Genomic DNA, 17,869 nt, shown 5'->3' with positions numbered 1-17,869 from the left:
TGTGTGATTGCGAGCCGCGGCAGGCTCCCGAATGACCCCACTCCATCCGGCCCGTCCGATAAGGATGGTCATCGCCAGCGAGTTCCTTTACGGCTCGACAGCACGCGGGCTGGTCGGCGGGTTCCGCGCGCTTGGTTGGGACGTCGCCGAGGTCGACTTGCTCAATTTCGTCGTGCGCGGTCGTAGTATCCTGACGCGCGCAGCGGCACGCCTGCTGTGGCACAACTCGATCGCCGAATATAATGCTGAGATCTTGCGCGTCGCGGAGCTCAACAAGGTCGAGCTCATGCTGACTATCAAAGGCACCAACATTGCACACTCGACGGTAGCTCGCCTGCGCGCGAATGGTACGCGCGTGATCGTCTTCTATCCCGATGTGATGTTCGAGCATGTCGGCGTGGACGAGGCCGTGCTTGCCGCGACCGATCTCATCGTCACTACCAAGAGCTATCACGCACCTTATCTCGACAAACTGGTCGGGCCGGCACGGCATGCCTTCGTCCATCACGGCTATTGTCCCAGCGCACATTCGCGCCGCCACGCGCCGGGCGCCATTCCCTATCGCTGGGATATCGGCTTCATCGGCAACGCCTCGCCGCACAAGGCAGCGCATCTGGCCCCGGTTGCGCGCGCCTTTCCCGATCGGCGTTTCGTCGTAGTCGGCAATGGCTGGACCAAGCTAGCCCGAGGAACGCCCCTCGCGCCGTTCGTCCTCGGCGCACCGCTGGCCGGCGATTATTTCGCGCGCGCGATCGAGGAAACTCGGATCAATCTAGCGGTCCATCATGGCGAAGTCGGACGAGATAGATGGCAAGATCTGACTTCCACGAGAACTTTCGAGATTCCCGCAGCCGGCGGATTCATGCTCCACGTCGACAATGACGAAGTACGCGCGCTGTACGAACCCGGTCAAGAGATCGATGTCTTCACGGGCGAAGAGCAGTTAATCGAACGAATTGGCTATTACCTCGCGAACGAGGTTGAACGCGCGTGCATAGCGGAAGCGGGTCACGCACGATGTGTGCCAGCTTATTCACTGGAAACCAGAGCTGGGGAAATCGCGGCGGTACTACTCGACCGAGGATTGATTGGCTCCGCTGGTAGAGTGCGGCGGGAGACGCCGAGTGGTGAAGAACGCCGCGTCTGCGCACCTCGACACTAAGTGTTTAGTCCCAGCATTTGATGGTGCATTATTCAGTCGGCAGTGGAAGGATGCGCTATGGAACAGGTTCTTCACGGGAGCGCCACAGCGACAGAGGCGGTCCGTCGAGCGATACAACATAGTCAAGAGAGCCTGAGGGCGCTGGCCAAGCGCTACAGCATCAACCCCGAGACGGTCGCCAAGTGGAAGTCCGTACCGCAGTCGGCGATCTTCCGACCGGCCCAAAGGACGCGAAGTCGACCATCGTGACGATCGAGGAAGAAGCGATCATCGTCGCCGTCCGTCGGCATACGTTGCTGCCGCTCGACGATTGCCTCTCCGCGCTGCAGGCCACGATCCCGAACCTGACGCGATCATCGCTGAACGCTGCCTGCAACGCCATGGCATCAGCCGCCTGCCCGAGGTCACTGGCGACAGGGAACCGAAGCGGAAGTTCAAGATCTATCCGATCGGCTATTTCCAAATCGACATCGCCGAGGTTCAGACCGCTGAAGGCAAGCTCTCTTCGTGGCCATCGATCGGACAAGCAAATTCACCTATGTCGAGCTGCACGAGCGGGCCACGAAAATGATCGCAGCCGAGTTCCTGCGGCCGGCAGAGACAGCGTTGGCACGCCTTCAGTGGACGACGCGAGCTCATGGTCTACAGCTTAGCCGGAGGCTTTCTGTGCGCGCCCTTTTTGGCGCCTTCGTCCATCTTCATGCGAATACCGGCAATTCTTTCGCCAGGGCGCTTCCGGCAACCCCACCTTGCGATTGACCACCACGCCATCGCGCGGCATGACTATCACCTATTTCGGTGACCATGAGACCAACCGACGTCAGAATCGCGCAGTTGTGTCAATTTTTTTCCGAACTCTCCCGGGTGAAAAACGTCGTGATTTCGAAGGCGAACGCACATATGCCAATCGCGCCGATGATCGACGACGTTGAGTTTCAATTAGGCCACGTCGGTCGCGTCCATTTGCTCGGCAATATCGAAGGAACTGGATTCTGCATGATGGACGCTGCGAGCCGCCCGCTAAATCTAAACGAGCACGCGCCGCTCGAGTTTCACAATTTCGGCGGCGATCCGCAGCGCTTCCTAGATACGCTCGAAGCAGCGGGGCTGGTCGCTGCCCCGATCGACTGCTCTGCCCGCGAACCCATAGCGAGCATGGCGCGATCACCAGCGCCGCGATGGGCGGCGTGAACATGAGTGCGCTGCCTAGCCCGTATTGGGCAACCGACGCGCAGGCGTCGCGACCACTGCCGTCGGTGATAGCCGATTTGGAACCGACATATCGCGAAGTCCTCCTCTCTGGACTCCTCGCTTTATGGTTTGCGGCGGGCATGTACGGGCTTCCGTTTTCCGAAGATTGGATCAACACGATCGGCCTGACCGTTCTTTCGGTCGTCTTGGCTTGGGCTGCTTTACGGCAAATTAGACGTAACATCTCTTCATTATGGACGCCGTTAACTTGGTATCGCGTCACCATGCTGAGTTATTTCGGCATTGGGTCAATGGTGCCAATTTGGACGAATGGCGAGACCCTGGATCTCATTAAGAGCTTTTACAGCTTCTATGGCTACGAAACTATCAAGCTGAATTTCTTGATTACGTTATTCAATCTATGTTTTCTAACCACGGTTAAGATAATATTTTTTATTATCGAAAGAAAGGCAACGTGGATACGATTTGATGGCGGAATTTCAAAATCAAACTTCAGTTTGATTGCATTCGGATCAATTTGTCTCTTGGTTGGAGCGGCAGTTAACTACCTAATTATACTTCCTCAAACCATTGGCATCATAAACCTGACATACTTCAGTACCATATCAACACTTGCCATGTTATCGTGGTTCGGATATTTTATGGTTGTCTATTGGGGGCTTGAAAACAGAAAATGGGCTGCTCTCATTGTGCCAATATTATTATCCTTTGGTGAAAGCGGAATTGGGTTTCTCGCCACGAGTAAGGCGAGCATGCTCATGCCACTTGTTATGATTTCCATAGGATTCATCTATCACAAGCCAAAATTGTCACGAATCATAATGTTTGGAGGCGTCATAGTAGTAATCTTCATGCTACTCTCGCCAGCAGTTGCATATGTGAGAGATTTAGGTGGAAAGTATTATAGTGGTTCCCCACCAGCTAAAGACATACCTGGTCTGTACGCCTCCTATTTCAGAGGGGAAAAGGAAGACGATTCCTATACTGGAGTAGAAATGGGCTGGGCGCGACTTAGTTTTGTCAATGCCGGAACATTTGTCATGAATCAGTATGACCATGGTCTGCCAGGGAACTCTTATAGATATTGGTCGATTGTATGGATCCCACGAATCATTTATCCAGAAAAACCGATCATCACTGATGTTGCGCGGGAATTGACATATGCAGCTAACGGTAACTACAATTCTTCAGCCAGCGCAGGCCTCGCAGCGGAAGCTTATTGGAATGGCGGCTGGTTCGCGGCAGTTAGTGTGGCAGTATTTATTGCTTTTGTCTTTGGTTTTTGGTCAATTTATTCATATGAGGTCATCCGGCGCAGGGCCTGGCATCTGTTCTTCGTCGTTTTGCTTGGGATGAGAATGGCAGTGCGGGTCGATGGTGCCTTCGTGTCCGATATCCTGGGGCCCCTCCCGCTTGCCATCCTGGCGCACATCGCCTTGGAATTGATGAATCGATTCCTTCCGCAGGCGCTGGCCAGCGTGATGCGTCGAACGTCCGCGCAGCGTTAAGCCAGAACCATGTGCGGCTTGGCCGGCTTCTTTGCCCATGCCGCACACGGCGCGCCTATCGGCCGTGCCACGCTCATCGCGATGCGCGACCGGATGGCGCCCCGCGGGCCCGACGGCGTCGGCCTTTGGATCGCGCCCGATGGCCGCATCGGCTTCGGCCATCGTCGTCTGTCGATCATCGATCTCAGCGAAACCGGCTCGCAACCGATGCCGACGCCCGACGGCCGATACATGATCGCCTATAATGGCGAGATCTATAATTACCGCGCTCTCCGCGCCGAGTTGATCGAGCAGGGCACAGCCTTTGCCGGTGACTCCGACACCGAGGTCGTGCTGCATCTTTACGCCCGGTACGGTGCGGGCATGCTGAGGAAGCTGCGCGGGATGTTCGCGCTGGCGATCTGGGATGCCCATGCCCGGACGATGTTCCTGGCCCGTGACCCACTCGGCATTAAGCCGCTTTATTACGCCGATAGCGGTGGAACGTTGCGGTTCGCGTCGCAAGTCAAGGCGCTGCTGGTCGATCCCGCTATCTCTCGCGACCCTTCCCCGGCGGGCCTGGCGGGTTTCCACCTGACCGGGTCGGTGCCCGAACCGTTCAGCGCCTATCACGCGATCCGCGCACTGCCTGCCGGACATTGGCTGATCTGCACGGAGGACGGACCGGGTACGCCTGCGCGCTACACCAATGTTGCGGCGACGCTGGCCGACGCGCGCGGGCGGGTCGTCAGCGATAGCGATATCCGCGCGGCGCTGCGCGACAGCGTGCGCCATCATCTCGTCGCCGATGTGGAAGTCGGCGCCTTTCTGTCCGGTGGGGTCGATTCAGGCGCGCTGATCGGGCTGATGCGCGATTGCGGCCAGCAACGCATTCGCGCCTGCACACTTACCTATCGCGAGTTCGCCGGCACTGCCGACGACGAAATGCCCGGCGCGATCGATATGGCGCGACGTTACGGCGTCGACCACCACGTCCGATCCGTCGCCGCCGCCGAGTTCGCCGAGGACCTGGGTGCGATCTTCGATGCGATGGACCAGCCGAGCGTCGACGGCATCAACACCTGGTTCGTTAGCAAGGCCTGCCGCGAAATGGGACTGAAAGTAGCCTTGTCGGGCCTGGGTGGCGACGAGTTGCTGGCGGGTTATTCGACGTTCCGATCGGTCCCTCGAATGTTTCACCGCGCAGGCCCACTGACAAAGGTGCCCGGAGCGGCAAAGGCCGCCAGGATGCTGATCCGCGCCTTCGCGCCGCGGCTCGCTCGTCGCAACCCAAAGGCGCTGGGCGTGCTCGACCATGCGGGGACCTGGGCCGGTGCCTATCTGTTGCGCCGCGCGGTACTGCTTCCCTTCGAACTCGACGGCGTGATGGATCCGCCCATGGCGCGCGAGGGCCTGGCCGAACTCGACCTGCTCGGGCTGTTGGCCGACAGCCTGCGGCCCGATCCGGGCTCGGACAATGGCCGGGTCAGCGCGCTCGAAACGTGCAATTACATGCGCAACCAATTGCTGCGCGACACCGATTGGGCGAGCATGGCGCATTCGATCGAAATCCGCGTGCCGCTGGTCGATTTTGCACTGCTCGAGGCAATCGCCCCGCGCATTGCGTCGCTCAAGCCGGGCGAAGGCAAGGTTCTGCTCGCCAACGCGCCCGCCATTCCGGTCCCGGCCGAGGTCGTCGCCCGCCCCAAGACCGGCTTCGGCATCCCGGTGGGCGACTGGCTGCGCGGCGATGTCGAACATCACGAGGACCGCCGCACCTCGCGCCGCTGGGCCCATGTGGTCGAAACGCGCTACGCGCAGTCGGTCGACTCGCTGCCGCCCGCCTGAACGGTGGCGCTCGTGGCCGCGAACAGCTAGGCAATTGGCCTGTGAGGATCCTCGCGCTCTCCCATTATTACCCACCCGAGGTGAACGCGCCAGCGTCGCGCCTGTCGGAACATGCGCGTATCTGGCGTGAGGCGGGGCACGAGGTGACTGTCGTCACCTGCGCGCCCAACCATCCCGCCGGGCAACTTTATCCGGGCTACCGCAACCGGTTGTGGCAGGAAGAGACCATCGACGGCATCCGTGTGATCCGGCTGTGGACTTACCTCGCGGCGAACGAAGGCTTCCTGTCGCGTATCGCCAATTACCTCACCTATCTGTTCTCACTGCTGTTCTGGATGTGGCGCCTGCCCCGCGCCGACATGGTCATGTCGACCAGCCCGCAATTCTTCTGCGGGCTCGCCGGCTGGTTTCTCAAGCGCCGTAAGAGACCCTGGGTGCTGGAGATTCGCGACCTCTGGCCCGAAAGCATCGTCACCGTCGGCGCAATGAAGCGCGGCGCCGCGATCCGCGCGATCGAGAAGGTGGAGGCGTTCGCCTATCGCAAGGCCGATCTCGTCGTGTCGGTGACCGATGGCTTCGTCCGGCATATCCGCGCACGCCGGCCCCAGGGGCCGATCGCGGTGATCAAGAACGGCGTCGACCTGTCGCGCTTCGCTAGCGATCCCGCCGCTGCCGACGCGTTTCGCGCCGAGCACGGCCTGACCAGCAAGTTCGTCGCTTCCTATGTCGGCACCCACGGCATGGCGCATGGGCTGCAAGCGGTGATCGCCGCGGCCGAACATTTGCGTCATCGCGACGACATCGCCTTCCTGATGGTCGGCGGCGGCGCCGAACGCGAGGCAATCAAGGCGCTGCGCGACGCCAAGGGCCTGACCAACATCGTCATGCTCGACCAATTGCCCAAGGCGGCGATGCCAGCGGTGTGGGGTGCGAGCGACGCCGCGCTCGTGCTGCTGAAGCGCGTCGACACGTTCAAGACGGTCATCCCGTCCAAGATGTTCGAGGCAATGGCGCTCGGCGTGCCGATGATCCTGGGCGTCGAGGGCGAGGCCCAGGCGCTGATGGACGAAGCCGGCGCGGGCATCGCGATCACCCCCGAGGACGATGCCGAACTCGCCGCCGCGATCGAGCAGTTGGCGGGCGATCGTGCGCTCGGTCGCCGGATTGCTGCGTCAGCCCAGGCCTTCGTCCGCGCGCAGTTCGACCGCGAGAATCTCGCGCACGCCTATCTCGCCGAATTCGAAGCGCTTCTCCGATGAAGGTCGCCCGCAGCCTCGCCTTCGCGCGCCACATCCCGCCGCGCCAGATCGCCGCGCGCTTCTGGCTCGAGGCGAAGCGTCGCTGGTCGTTGCGGGCGCCCCCGCGGCTCGAAACACTCGCTTATCCCGCCGCCATGGCGCCACAGCCGATCTTCCCGCCACGCACCGGTATGATCGAGCGCCTCCCCACCGGCTGGCGCTTCACCTTTGTCGGCCGTTCGATCGACACGGGCGACGGGATCGACTGGCAGGCCGATCCCGATCAATTATGGTGCATGAACCTCCATTACATGGAGTATCTGGAGGAGCTCGACCGCGATGCGGGCATCGCGCTGATCCGCCAGTGGATCGCGGCCAACCCGCCCTGGCGACCCGGCTATTGGCGCGACAGCTGGAACAGTTACGCGCTGTCGTTGCGCGTCGTGGTGTGGATGCAGCGGCTGACCGCCTGGGAGGTCGATCTCGCCGATCCCGATATCCGTCGCATCGTCTCCAGCCTGGCCGCACAACTCGATTTCCTGCTGAAGAATCTTGAGCTCGATCTCGGCGGCAACCATCTGATGAAGAACATCAAGGCGCTCGCCTGGGGCGGCGCGTTCTTCACCGGTCCGTTCGGCCAGAAGCTGCGCGACAAGGCTATCCGGTTGCTGGCTCGCGAAATCCCGCGCCAGATCCTGCCGGACGGGATGCATTATGAGCGGTCGTCCTCCTATCATGCCCAAGTCTTCGCCGACCTGATCGAGACGCGCGCGGCGCTCGGCGATCAGGCGCTCGACCCGGTGCTGGTCCGCATGGCGCCGGTCGTCGCAATGCTGACCCATCCCGATAGCGGCCCGGCGCTGTTCAACGATGCCGGGCTGACCATGGCCTATCCTCCCGATGATTGTCTCGCCGCGTTCGCACTGGTCACCGGCCACGCCATTCCGCAGCGCGACGGCGCGTTCGGCTTTCGCGATGCCGGCTATTTCGGGCTCCACGCCCCCGGCTTCGCGTTGATCGCCGACATGGGACGGATCGGTCCCGACAGCCTGCCTGCGCACGCGCATGGCGATATCGGATCGATCGAGCTGTCGATCGGTGGCGAGCGCTTGGTGGTCGATCAAGGTGTCTACGAATATGTCGCCGGCGATCGCCGCCAGGCCTCGCGCAGCGCGCATCATCACAATTGCATGGCGATCCATGGCGCCGAGCCCGCAGACTTCTTCGGCGCATTTCGTTGCGGCCGCCGCCCGCGCGTCGGCGTCGCGCAGTTCGTCGGCGGCGATGGCGGCATGCTGCTTCGCGGACATCATGACGGCTATCGTCGGCTGAAGGGCAAGCCGATCGTCGCCCGCGGCATCGAGGCGAGCGCCGACGGCATCACCATCCATGACCGTATCGACGGCAAGACCTGGCACGCGGCAACGTCACGCCTGCTGCTTCATCCCGAGTGCCGCGCCGAACTGCATGGCGATCTCGCCATCCTGCATCGTGGTGAAGTGTCGATCACGATCCGTGGCTCGGCGCCGCTATATGTCGAGCCGGCGGTCTGGTGGCCCGATATGGGCGTCGAGGTAGCGACGCGGCGGCTCTGCTTGACACTCGCGCCCGGTTGCTTTGAAGCCACGCTGGAATTCGGTGCCGCGATGCCGGCTGAATCGGAGTTTGCGTGAAACAAGTCGAACAGAATTACCGCAGCGGCGTGCTCCGCCTGATCGACGCGCCCGTGCCGCGCGCGGGCGGCGGTCGCAACCTGGTCGCGACGCGCGTGTCGCTAATCAGCGCGGGCACCGAGAAGCAGATTATCGACCTCGCCCGATCCAGCCTGGCGGGCAAGGCCATGGCGCGTCCCGACCTCGTGCGGAAAACGCTGCAGAAGGTCCGCAACGAAGGCCTGCTGCCGACCGTGCAGAAAGTATTCGCCAAGCTCGATACGCCGATCCCGCTCGGCTATTCGCTCGCCGGTATTGTCGTCGAGGCGGGTAGCGATGCCGGCGGCTATACCGTCGGCGACCGTATCGCCTGTGCGGGCGCAGCGGTCGCCAACCACGCCGAATATAACGCCGTGCCCAAAAACCTGTCGGTGCGGATCCCGGCAGGCGTCGACGACGAGGCGGCGAGCTTCGTCACGATCGGCGCGATCGCGCTGCAGGGCGTGCGCGTCGCGAATCCGACGTTGGGCGAGCGTGTCGTCGTCATGGGCCTCGGCCTGATCGGCCAGCTCACCGTGCAATTGCTCAAGGCCAATGGCTGCCGAGTGCTGGGGTTCGATCCCAATCCGGCGCGTGCCAAGCTCGCGCTCGAGATGGGCGCCGATGTCGCGGTCAGCGACGCGCTCGACGATGCGGTGCGTGGCTTCACCGACGGCTATGGCGCCGATGCGGTGATCGTTACCGCGTCGAGCAAATCGTCCGCCCCGCCCAACCAGGCCGCCGAGATCAGCCGGATGAAGGGCCGCGTCGTAATGGTCGGGCTGACCGGCATGGAGATCGACCGCGAGCCTTATTACAAGCGCGAGCTCGATCTCAGGCTGTCGATGTCCTACGGCCCCGGCCGCCACGACCCGGCTTATGAGCTCGAGGGGCATGATTACCCGTTCGCTTATGTCCGCTGGACCGAGCAACGCAACATGCGGGCTTTCCTCGAACTGGTCGCCGAGGGCCGCGTCACGCCGCTCAAGCTGGTCACGCACCGCTTTCCGATCGAGCAAGCCGAGGCTGCCTACAAATTGATGGACGGCGACGAGCCATATCTCGCCATCCTGCTGACCTATGCCGACACCCCCACCCCGATCGAACGCTCGATCCCGGTCGCAGGCAAGAAGGTTTCGGCCGCCACCGGCCGCGGCACCGGCTTCATCGGCTTCGGCAATTACGCCAAATCGGTGCTGCTTCCCGCGCTCAAGAAAGCGCGCAACGAGCGGCTGACAACAGTCGTCACCTCGACCGGCCTGTCCGCGCACGACGCCGCCGAGCGCCAGGGTTTCGCCCACGCCGCTACCGACCCGCGGGCAGTGCTGGGCGACGCCGACACCGACTGCGTATTCGTCGCGACACGGCACGACAGCCATGCGCGACTGACGGTCGAGGCGCTCAAGGCGGGCAAGCACGTCTTCGTCGAAAAACCGCTGGCGCTGACGATCGAGCAGCTCGCCGAGGTGCAGGCGGCCGCTATCGCTGCTCCCTGCGTCCTGACGGTCGGCTTCAACCGTCGCTTCGCGCCGATGATGGTCGAGGCCAAGGCCGCGCTCGCCAATCGCGGCGGGCCGATCGCGATGCATTACCGGATCAATGCCGGGCATGTGCCGGGCGACAGCTGGCTGCACGGCAGCGAAGGCGGCGGCCGCATCGCGGGCGAGGCTTGCCATTTCGTCGACGCGCTCACTTTCCTTGCTGGCGGCCCGCCGGTTGCAATCGAGTCGTTCAGCCCTGACGGCGTCGGCGACACCGTCTCCGCGGCACTGCGCTTCGCCGATGGCTCGACCGGCACGATCCTCTATTCCTCGCTCGGCGACGCTGCGCTGCCCAAGGAGTATCTCGAGATATTCGCCAGCGGGCTGGTCATCCGCCTCGACGATTTCCGCAAGCTCCACATCACACGCGGCGGCAAGACCGTCACCAAGTCGGCATCGGCTCAGGACAAAGGCCAAACCGGGCTGGTCAAGGCATTCTACGCCGCGGCACGTGACGGCGCCCCGCCGCCGATCCCGCTCGAGGAATTGATCGCGGTCAGCGCCGCGACCCTGGACATGGCTGGAATTGTAATATGACCCTGCGCCGACTGATCGAATTGGCATCACGGAACCGTACTCTCACGCGGCATATGTCGGCGCGCTACGGCAACCGTCCTCTGGTCGTCTCACCCGATGCCGCATTGCGATGGCTCAAGCCGGGGATGGCGGCGTTCGAGCCGGGGCTGCTCGCGATCATCGAACACTTCATCACACCAGGCATGGTCGCTTGGGACATCGGCGCCAATGTCGGTGTGTTCGCCTATCCGACCGCCCATCTCTCGCGCACCAAGGTCGTCGGGGTCGAACCGGATCCCTTCCTCGCTCGTCTGCTTCGCCGCACTAATGCGCTGCCGGCCAATGCAGATCTCGATGTCGAAATCGTCGGCGCGGCAATCGGCGACCGGGACGGGATTGCCCGCCTCCGTATCGCAGGGCGCGGGCGATCGACCAGCGGGATTGAGGGTGCCATCGTCAGTTCGCAACATGGTAAGACGCGGGAGGTAATGACGGTGCCGATGCTAGCGCTCGACACCCTGCTGGTCGATTTTCCGCCCCCTGGATTCCTGAAAGTGGACATCGAGGGCGCGGAGCTGTTGCTCCTAGCCGGAGCTCGCCGCGTGCTGGCGGAAGCGAAGCCGATCATTCTCATCGAAGTGAACCGCACGACCTGGCCCGAGGCCAGCGCCACACTGCTGGCGGCGGGATACGAGCTGTTCAACGGCGACTGTCCTCCAGAGCATCGCGTGCCCGCTTCTGCGTGGACGTGCAACCTGCTCGCAATCCCGGCTGCTCGATGATGCTCGGCGCGGATTCGTGATTTGACCTGCGCCACCATCACCGCCTTGATCCTGTCGTTCAACGAAGAGGTCCATATCGGCCGCTGCCTCGGCCGCATCGCGCCGCTGGTCGAGCGGATGATCGTGATCGACAGCTTCTCGACCGATCGTACGGTGGAGATCGCGCGTGAAAAGGGCGGCGAAGTCTACCAGCATGCCTTCACCAACCAGGCGGCGCAGCTGCAATGGGCGCTCGACACGATCCCGATCGATAGCGCCTGGATCATTCGGGTCGATTGCGACGAATATCTCGAGCCCGCGCTGATCGACGAGATCAGGGCCAAGCTCCCCGCCTTGTCCGCCGACGTCACCGCGCTCGACGTCAAATTGAAGGTTCTGTTCAAGGGCAAGTTCATCCGCTGGGGCGGCTATTACCGCACCTGGCTTACCCGGCTGTGGCGTCCCGATGCCGGACGGATGGAACAGCGCTGGATGGACGAGCGGCTGCTGATCACGCGCGGTCATGCGGAGCGGCTGACCGGCGGCGACTTGGTCGATGCAAGCCTCAAGGACATCGGCTGGTGGACCGACAAGCATAACGGTTATGCTACGCGCCAGATGATAGACTTCATCGCGCGCGAGTACGGGCTTATCGCCGAGGAAGACGGCCGGCTCTCCTCCTCAGCTAGAAAGCGCCGTCGCTTGCGCAAACTCTATGGTGGTGCGCCGCTCTATCTCCGCGCGGTACTCTACTTCATCCGGCGCTATTTTCTGCTGCTCGGCTTTCTCGACGGGCGGCTCGGCTTCGTGTGGCATTTCCTCCACGGTTTCTGGTTCTTCGTGCTGATGGACGCCAAGATCGACGAGGCGAGGTCGTGGATCGCGGCCAACTCAATCGAGGAATTCCCGCACTATCTCGCCGAGCGCTACCGCATCACCGAAACGGGAATCGCATGGCGACGGTGAAACCCAAAGTCATCATCCTGATCGGCGCATTCTGGCCCGGACACGAATCCGCCGGCCCGAACCTCAGCGTCAAGGCAATGTGCGAAAGCCTGTCGAACCAGGTCGACTTCTTCCTCATCGCGCGCGACCGCCCGTTCGGCGCGACCGAGCCGATGGTAGCCAACAATGAATGGCGCGACCTTGGCTGGGCGAAGATCCAGTATCTGACCGTCGGACCGACGGGCGCGGAGGGCCTCGCCGATCTGCTCCACAACACGCCGCACGACCTGCTATACGTCAACGGCTTTTTCGACCGCGAATTCACCATCCCGGCGATGCTCGCCCGGCGCTTCGGCAGGGCACCGCACACGCCCGTCGTGATCTCCCCACGCGGCGAATTCTCGTCGGGCGCGCTTGGCCTCAAGAACGCGCGCAAGGGCCTTTATATGGCGCTGGTCCGGCTGCTAGGCTTTGCCAAACAGGTCACTTTTCACGTCACCAGCGAGGAGGAGGAGGCCGACACACGCAAACTCTTCCCGAGCAACCGCGTCGAGCGGATCACGAATGTCCGTCCGCTCTTCCCGCTGCCACCCTACAAGCCGGGCAATCTCTTCCGGCTCGCCTTTCTCGGCCGCATCTCGCCGGTAAAGGGGCTGGACGTCGCACTCGAAGCGCTCGCGCTGGTGACGGAGCGGGTCGACTTCTCCATCTACGGTCCGGTCAGCGATCCCGCGTATTGGGCACGCTGCGAGCAATTGATCGCCGCTCTCCCCGCCAACGTCACCGCGCATCGCGACGGCGAACTGACCAACGACGCCGTGCCCACAGCGATGGCTAGGAAGGAGCTGATGTTCATGCCGTCGCGCTCGGAGAATTTCGGGCACGCGATCTTCGAGGCATTATGCGCCGGCACGCCGGTGCTGATCGGCGACCGCACACCGTGGCAGGATTTGGAAGCGGCCAAGGCTGGGTTCGACATCCCGCTTCCCAATCCGGCCGCGCTCGCCGCGGCGATTGACCGCCTTGCCGCGATGAGCCGGGCCGATTATGCCCAATGGCGCGCTGGCGCGCGAGCGATGGCCGACCGTTTCGTCACCGGTTCGACCGCACGTGCCGACATAGCGCGGCTGTTCCTCGCCTTGACCGCTATGCACACTTCACCCAAGGGCGAGCGCGCGTGAGCGGCCTCGCCACTCACGCCAAGCGCTTCGTCGGGCCGCTCCTAGCCAATCGCTGGACCGGGGTCATCGCTGCGCGTGTGCTGGGCGACCGCATTCCGGATCGCAGGTTGACGGTCGACAAGCCGAGCCGGGTCGTCACTCCCAAGATCAAGGCAGCGTTGCTGCTCCAAGGCTATGAATCGGGCGAATATCCCATCGTCCGCCGCTATGTGCCAACCGATTGCGACATTATCGAACTCGGCAGCGGCCTGGGTGTGATTAGCTGCACGATCCGCCGCCGCGTCGATCCCGCCCGCCGCCAGTTCATCGTCGAAGCCGGCCCGCGCCTCGCTCAGGCGCTACGCCGCAACGTCGCGATCAATTATTGTCAGGCCAATGTCGAGGTGATCGAGATGGCGATTCGCTGCGATTCGGACAAGACGATGTCGTTCGCGATGGGCGAACGCTCTGTTAGCGGCCGCGTCACCCCAGATGCCGGATCGCCGCCGACGATCGGGGTGCCAGCCCGCACTTTGAGCCAGTTGATCGAGCGCCACAACCTCAGTAATTTCGCGTCGGTCAGTGACATCGAGAGAGTCGAGTGGCGCATCCTCAAGAACGGTCTAGAGGCGCTCGCAAGCGCGCGAATGATCGCGTTGGAGAAGTACGATAGCCCAGGCAACTGCAGCCACGAGGATCTGATCGCCGCACTCCAGGCGACCGGCCGCTTCGATTTGATCGACCGCCACGGCCTCGTCGTGATACTCAAGCGCAAAAATGGCCTGAGCCCGCATGCCCACGCGCCCCGCGCCCGAACGACTTGCAATCGTTGTCACGCACCCGACCCAGCATCTCGTCCCCCCTATCACGCATTAGCGACCGATCCGGGGATCGACCTCCAAGTCCTTTACGACATGCCGCTCGGGGCGAAGTCGTATTTCGAGAAGGAGATGCAATCCGAAATCAGCTGGAACATGGACATGCTCGGGGACTATCGCCACGAATTCCTGGGTGAGGTGCCGGTTAACGGGCAGTCGAGTGTCTGGGAGTCAAGCTCGCCCCAAATCGCCGCGCGACTGAAGGCGTTCGGTTTCGATGTCGTTCTCGTCTATGGTCATGCCCAGGCCAATGTCCATCGCGCGATCTGCTGGTGTCGGCGTAACAAGGTGCCGCTGATGTCGATCGGGGACAGTGAGTTGCCGCGCGAGCGCGCCGCCGCCACGAGGATGACCAAGGAGATCGTCGTCTGCCAGATTTTCCGCTGCTATTCGGCCTTTCTGTCGGCCGGCGGCTGCAACACCGATTTCTATGTCTATTACGGCGCACCGCGCGACCATATCTTCCGTTGGCCGTCCACCGTCGATGAGACCACTTATCGCGCGGCCAAGGCCAACCGCGCCGCGTTGTGGGCCGAGGCGCGCCGCACTTTCGACATCTCCGACGATGCAATCGTCGCCTTGTTCGTCGGCAAGCTCTCGACTCGCAAATGCCGGTCGATCTGATCAAGGTGCTGGCGCAAACCATGGGCCGCAAGGTCATCGCGCTGCTCGCAGGTAATGGCGAGCAGATGGAGCCGACCAAGCCGTGCGCTGCCCAAACCGGGATCAACACGTGCTTCGCCGGGTTCGTCAATGCCGACAAGCTCCCCGTGCTCTACGCCGCCGCCGATATGCTGGTGCACCCGTCGCAAGCCGACCCGCATCCGTTGATCTGCTCGGAGAGCGCGTGCATCGGGTTGCCGATGCTGCTCAGCGATCGCGTCGGCGCTGCCGGCCCGACCGACATCGCGCGGCCGGGCGAGAATGCGCTGATTTTTCCCTGTGCGGACACCTCCGCCTTGGCCGGCCTGATCGACGAGTTGGCCGGCGACGACGCTCGCCGTTCAGCGATGGGCGCGCGCGCGCTCGAGATTCTCGACGAACTCGACATCAAGGCGAGCGTGGCCGGCGTCCATCGCGGGATCGATACCGTGCTGGCACGACCGCGATGAACGCCGTCCGCAAACTCCTCAGTACGACGTACTGGCTGAGCGACAGCCCGATCGCGGCATGGCTGCGCGGCGCCGGCTGGCTATTTGCCTCGTCGTTGATCGAGCGCGCCGCCGCGCTGGTCCAAACGGTGATGATCGCGCGCGCGATCGGGATCGAGAATTATGGGCGATATGCGTTGCTGTTCTCGACGATCAGTTTGCTGACCCCGCTGGTCGGCCTGCAATTGCCCTATGCGATCATCTATTTCGTCTCCCGCTACCAGGCTCGCGAGCCCGAACGAGCGGGCGCCGTTGTCTTGTTGGGCCGCCGTCTGACCGCGGCGACAACCGGTCTGATGCTGGCGATCGCCTTGCTGTTTGCCAACCCGCTTTCTGCCTGGCTGTTTGCCGCCCCCGGCTACGCTTGGCCGCTGATCCTTGGCGCGATCCTGTTGATGGCCTCGATCCAGGCCGGGCTCAACGACACCTTGCTCCAGGCGAACGAGCGCTTCCGTACCTTGGCGATCGCGCGGCTCTCGACCGCCATCATCAGTGTCGTGGTGCTGATCGTCGTCGCACGGCTGAGCCCTGGGCTGACGCCGGTGATGATCGTGCTCGCTGGAAGCGCCGCGCTGCGCTGGCTGGCCGTCGCGATTCCTGCGCGATCCGTTAGCGACCGGCTCGTCGCGCATAGCAATTTCCGCGAAGCGATTCGCCAAGGGTCAGTCATCCTGCAATTCTCGTTGCCAAGCGGGACGCTCGCTTTCGCGCAGGGCATCGCCATGTGGATCGGCAATTACTATCTCACCCGCAGCCCCTATGGCCTGCGCGATTTGGCGGTGATCAACACCGGGCTGCAATGGCGCTCGCCGATCCTGGTGGTGATGGCGTCGCTGGCCAGCGCGCTGCTGCCGATGCTAGGCCGTTATATCGGCCAGGACGACCATAGCCAGACTCAGCGGCTGCAACGCTACAACATGATTCTCAATGTCGGTATCGCTTTGGTCTTCTCGGTCCTGGTGATCCTGTTTTCGAGCTTCATCCTCAAACTCTACGGCCGCGACTTTCACGGCCAGGCGTTCCTCTTCGGGCTGTTCCTGATCGTCCTGGTGCCAACCGTCTATTGCAATGTCCACCAGCAATATCTGGTCGCCACCGGACGGATGTGGACACAGTGCCTGCTGTTCGTGCCTTACACGTTGATCATCGTCGGAGGGACGATGTGGTTTGCTCCCGGGCTGCGAGGGATTGCTCTGGGCTATATCCAGCTACTCGCTTGGGTGATAACGGCCGTCCTCATTACCGTGGCCGTCTCGATCCAAGCGGCGGCCGATCGCAAGAACCAGGAATCGACCTAGTCATGAGTGCCCAAGACCAGTTCCGATCGTTGAGCGCGGCGCGTTTCTGTGAGAGCACGGGGTTCGCTGCGGTCGATATCGGAGCGCGCGGCGGGCTCGATGCGGCGATGCTGCCGCTTGCCTGGGCGACCGAGATGATCGGGTTCGAGCCGGAGCCGGCCGAGGCCGCGGCGCTACAAGGCGGCGATCCCAAGCCGTGGAAAGTCCGGCGCGTGATCGCTGCCGCAGTGGGCGGAATCGATGGCACCGCGACCCTCCACATCCCGCCGTCGCCGGCGAGTGCCTCGTTGCTCCCGCACAATGAAGAGATGATCGAGTGGTTCGGTGTGTCCGAACAGCACAGCATCGACCGCTCGATCGCGGTCGATACGCGCACGCTCGACGGCCTGCTCGCCGAGGGCACGCTGCCGACCGCCGATTATGTCAAGATCGACGTCGAGGGCGCCGAAGGCGCGATCCTCGAACACGCGACGCGCTATCTCGAAACCACCTTGGCGCTGCGGGTCGAGGTATCGTTCCTCGAACAGCGCACCGGCCAGCCGCTCGGCTGGGACGTCGCCAAGCTGTTGACCGATAGCGGCTTCCTGATCCTCGACCTGATCGCGGTGCAACGCTGGCGCGCCAAGCGCCTCGCGGGCCACCCCTATCGGACCAAGGCCGGCCTGCCTTATTCCAAGCCGGTGCTGGCGCAGGGCGACCTCATCGCGATCCGCGACTTCCGCCAGGTGACCGACGCGACCCAGGCGGCCAAGCTGGTCATCCTCACCGCCGCTCTCGGCTATGTCGATTTCGCCGCGACGATCCTGCGCCGTCACCAAGCGGCGATCGCCGGCCTGGGGTTGGATCTCGCCTCCGACCTCAAGTCATTATCCGGATCGCTGGGCGGCGCCGCGCCGGCCGAGGCGATCCGCGCCAATCTGCGCGACCTGGTGCCGCTCGGCCGCTCGCTACTCGGCGGGCTACCGGCGCGATAGGAGACGA

General features: G+C 62.9%; 14 protein-coding genes and 1 pseudogene. All 15 read left to right on the top strand.

What is annotated here, in order from left to right; translation table 11 throughout:
• Positions 1-31 precede the first annotated feature (31 nt).
• The 15 genes and pseudogenes from SMA01S_RS15060 to SMA01S_RS14990 all read left to right on the top strand — a co-directional run bounded on the left by SMA01S_RS15060 (position 32) and on the right by SMA01S_RS14990 (position 17,862).
• Complete coding sequence (locus SMA01S_RS15060) at positions 32-1,162, top strand: CgeB family protein (protein WP_084250337.1); 1,131 nt, start codon at positions 32-34, stop codon at positions 1,160-1,162.
• Positions 1,163-1,219: 57 nt separating this feature from the next.
• Positions 1,220-1,760 (top strand): annotated as a pseudogene (locus SMA01S_RS15055) (transposase family protein); the annotation flags it as partial.
• 206 nt (positions 1,761-1,966) lie between these two features.
• On the top strand, positions 1,967-2,353 hold the full coding sequence (locus SMA01S_RS15050) for a hypothetical protein (RefSeq protein WP_157093967.1): 387 nt from the start codon (positions 1,967-1,969) through the stop codon (positions 2,351-2,353).
• A complete protein-coding gene (locus SMA01S_RS24610; protein ID WP_157093966.1) occupies positions 2,341-3,882 on the top strand; it encodes a hypothetical protein in 1,542 nt (513 codons plus the stop codon). Before SMA01S_RS15050 ends, SMA01S_RS24610 begins: the two co-directional genes overlap by 13 nt.
• Positions 3,883-3,891: 9 nt before the next feature.
• Positions 3,892-5,709: an asparagine synthase (glutamine-hydrolyzing) gene (asnB, locus tag SMA01S_RS15040; protein ID WP_084250336.1), complete on the top strand. Its 1,818-nt coding sequence runs from the start codon at positions 3,892-3,894 to the stop codon at positions 5,707-5,709.
• 41 nt (positions 5,710-5,750) lie between these two features.
• Complete coding sequence (locus tag SMA01S_RS15035; RefSeq protein ID WP_066823988.1) at positions 5,751-6,968, top strand: glycosyltransferase family 4 protein; 1,218 nt, start codon at positions 5,751-5,753, stop codon at positions 6,966-6,968.
• Positions 6,965-8,620, top strand: coding sequence for a heparinase II/III family protein (locus tag SMA01S_RS15030; RefSeq protein ID WP_066823985.1), 1,656 nt, complete (start codon positions 6,965-6,967; stop codon positions 8,618-8,620). The genes SMA01S_RS15035 and SMA01S_RS15030 overlap by 4 nt, the downstream gene beginning before the upstream one ends.
• Positions 8,617-10,716: a bi-domain-containing oxidoreductase gene (locus tag SMA01S_RS15025; RefSeq protein ID WP_066823982.1), complete on the top strand. Its 2,100-nt coding sequence runs from the start codon at positions 8,617-8,619 to the stop codon at positions 10,714-10,716. Before SMA01S_RS15030 ends, SMA01S_RS15025 begins: the two co-directional genes overlap by 4 nt.
• A gap of 125 nt (positions 10,717-10,841) precedes the next feature.
• On the top strand, positions 10,842-11,477 hold the full coding sequence (locus tag SMA01S_RS15020) for an FkbM family methyltransferase (protein WP_169804246.1): 636 nt from the start codon (positions 10,842-10,844) through the stop codon (positions 11,475-11,477).
• Positions 11,478-11,498: 21 nt separating this feature from the next.
• Positions 11,499-12,422, top strand: coding sequence for a glycosyltransferase family 2 protein (locus SMA01S_RS15015; protein ID WP_218016908.1), 924 nt, complete (start codon positions 11,499-11,501; stop codon positions 12,420-12,422).
• Positions 12,419-13,582, top strand: a complete 1,164-nt coding sequence (locus SMA01S_RS15010) for a glycosyltransferase (RefSeq protein WP_218016907.1) — start codon at positions 12,419-12,421, stop codon at positions 13,580-13,582. The genes SMA01S_RS15015 and SMA01S_RS15010 overlap by 4 nt, the downstream gene beginning before the upstream one ends.
• Positions 13,579-15,063, top strand: a complete 1,485-nt coding sequence (locus SMA01S_RS15005; protein WP_066823970.1) for an FkbM family methyltransferase — start codon at positions 13,579-13,581, stop codon at positions 15,061-15,063. The genes SMA01S_RS15010 and SMA01S_RS15005 overlap by 4 nt, the downstream gene beginning before the upstream one ends.
• Complete coding sequence (locus SMA01S_RS15000; protein ID WP_066823967.1) at positions 15,048-15,551, top strand: glycosyltransferase; 504 nt, start codon at positions 15,048-15,050, stop codon at positions 15,549-15,551. Before SMA01S_RS15005 ends, SMA01S_RS15000 begins: the two co-directional genes overlap by 16 nt.
• Positions 15,548-16,888, top strand: a complete 1,341-nt coding sequence (locus SMA01S_RS14995) for an oligosaccharide flippase family protein (RefSeq protein WP_066823964.1) — start codon at positions 15,548-15,550, stop codon at positions 16,886-16,888. Before SMA01S_RS15000 ends, SMA01S_RS14995 begins: the two co-directional genes overlap by 4 nt.
• Before the next feature lie 2 nt (positions 16,889-16,890).
• Positions 16,891-17,862, top strand: coding sequence for an FkbM family methyltransferase (locus tag SMA01S_RS14990; RefSeq protein ID WP_066823961.1), 972 nt, complete (start codon positions 16,891-16,893; stop codon positions 17,860-17,862).
• Positions 17,863-17,869 lie beyond the last annotated feature (7 nt).

Origin of the sequence: Sphingomonas mali NBRC 15500 (assembly GCF_001598415.1) — a bacterium.
Classification (GTDB): domain Bacteria; phylum Pseudomonadota; class Alphaproteobacteria; order Sphingomonadales; family Sphingomonadaceae; genus Sphingomonas; species Sphingomonas mali.
Note: the sequence above shows the minus strand (reverse complement) of the source record. Positions and strands in the feature narration are given on the sequence as shown.

What these genes read in the sequence shown, in the direction of transcription:
- SMA01S_RS15060 (WP_084250337.1), top strand. Translation starts at nt 32, where the DNA reads ATGACCCCACTCCATCCGGCCCGTCCGATAAGGATGGTCATCGCCAGC.
- SMA01S_RS15050 (WP_157093967.1), top strand. Translation starts at nt 1,967, where the DNA reads ATGAGACCAACCGACGTCAGAATCGCGCAGTTGTGTCAATTTTTTTCC.
- SMA01S_RS24610 (WP_157093966.1), top strand. Translation starts at nt 2,341, where the DNA reads ATGGGCGGCGTGAACATGAGTGCGCTGCCTAGCCCGTATTGGGCAACC.
- asnB (WP_084250336.1), top strand. Translation starts at nt 3,892, where the DNA reads ATGTGCGGCTTGGCCGGCTTCTTTGCCCATGCCGCACACGGCGCGCCT.
- SMA01S_RS15030 (WP_066823985.1), top strand. Translation starts at nt 6,965, where the DNA reads ATGAAGGTCGCCCGCAGCCTCGCCTTCGCGCGCCACATCCCGCCGCGC.
- SMA01S_RS15020 (WP_169804246.1), top strand. Translation starts at nt 10,842, where the DNA reads ATGGCGGCGTTCGAGCCGGGGCTGCTCGCGATCATCGAACACTTCATC.
- SMA01S_RS15000 (WP_066823967.1), top strand. Translation starts at nt 15,048, where the DNA reads ATGCCGGTCGATCTGATCAAGGTGCTGGCGCAAACCATGGGCCGCAAG.
- SMA01S_RS14995 (WP_066823964.1), top strand. Translation starts at nt 15,548, where the DNA reads ATGAACGCCGTCCGCAAACTCCTCAGTACGACGTACTGGCTGAGCGAC.
- SMA01S_RS14990 (WP_066823961.1), top strand. Translation starts at nt 16,891, where the DNA reads ATGAGTGCCCAAGACCAGTTCCGATCGTTGAGCGCGGCGCGTTTCTGT.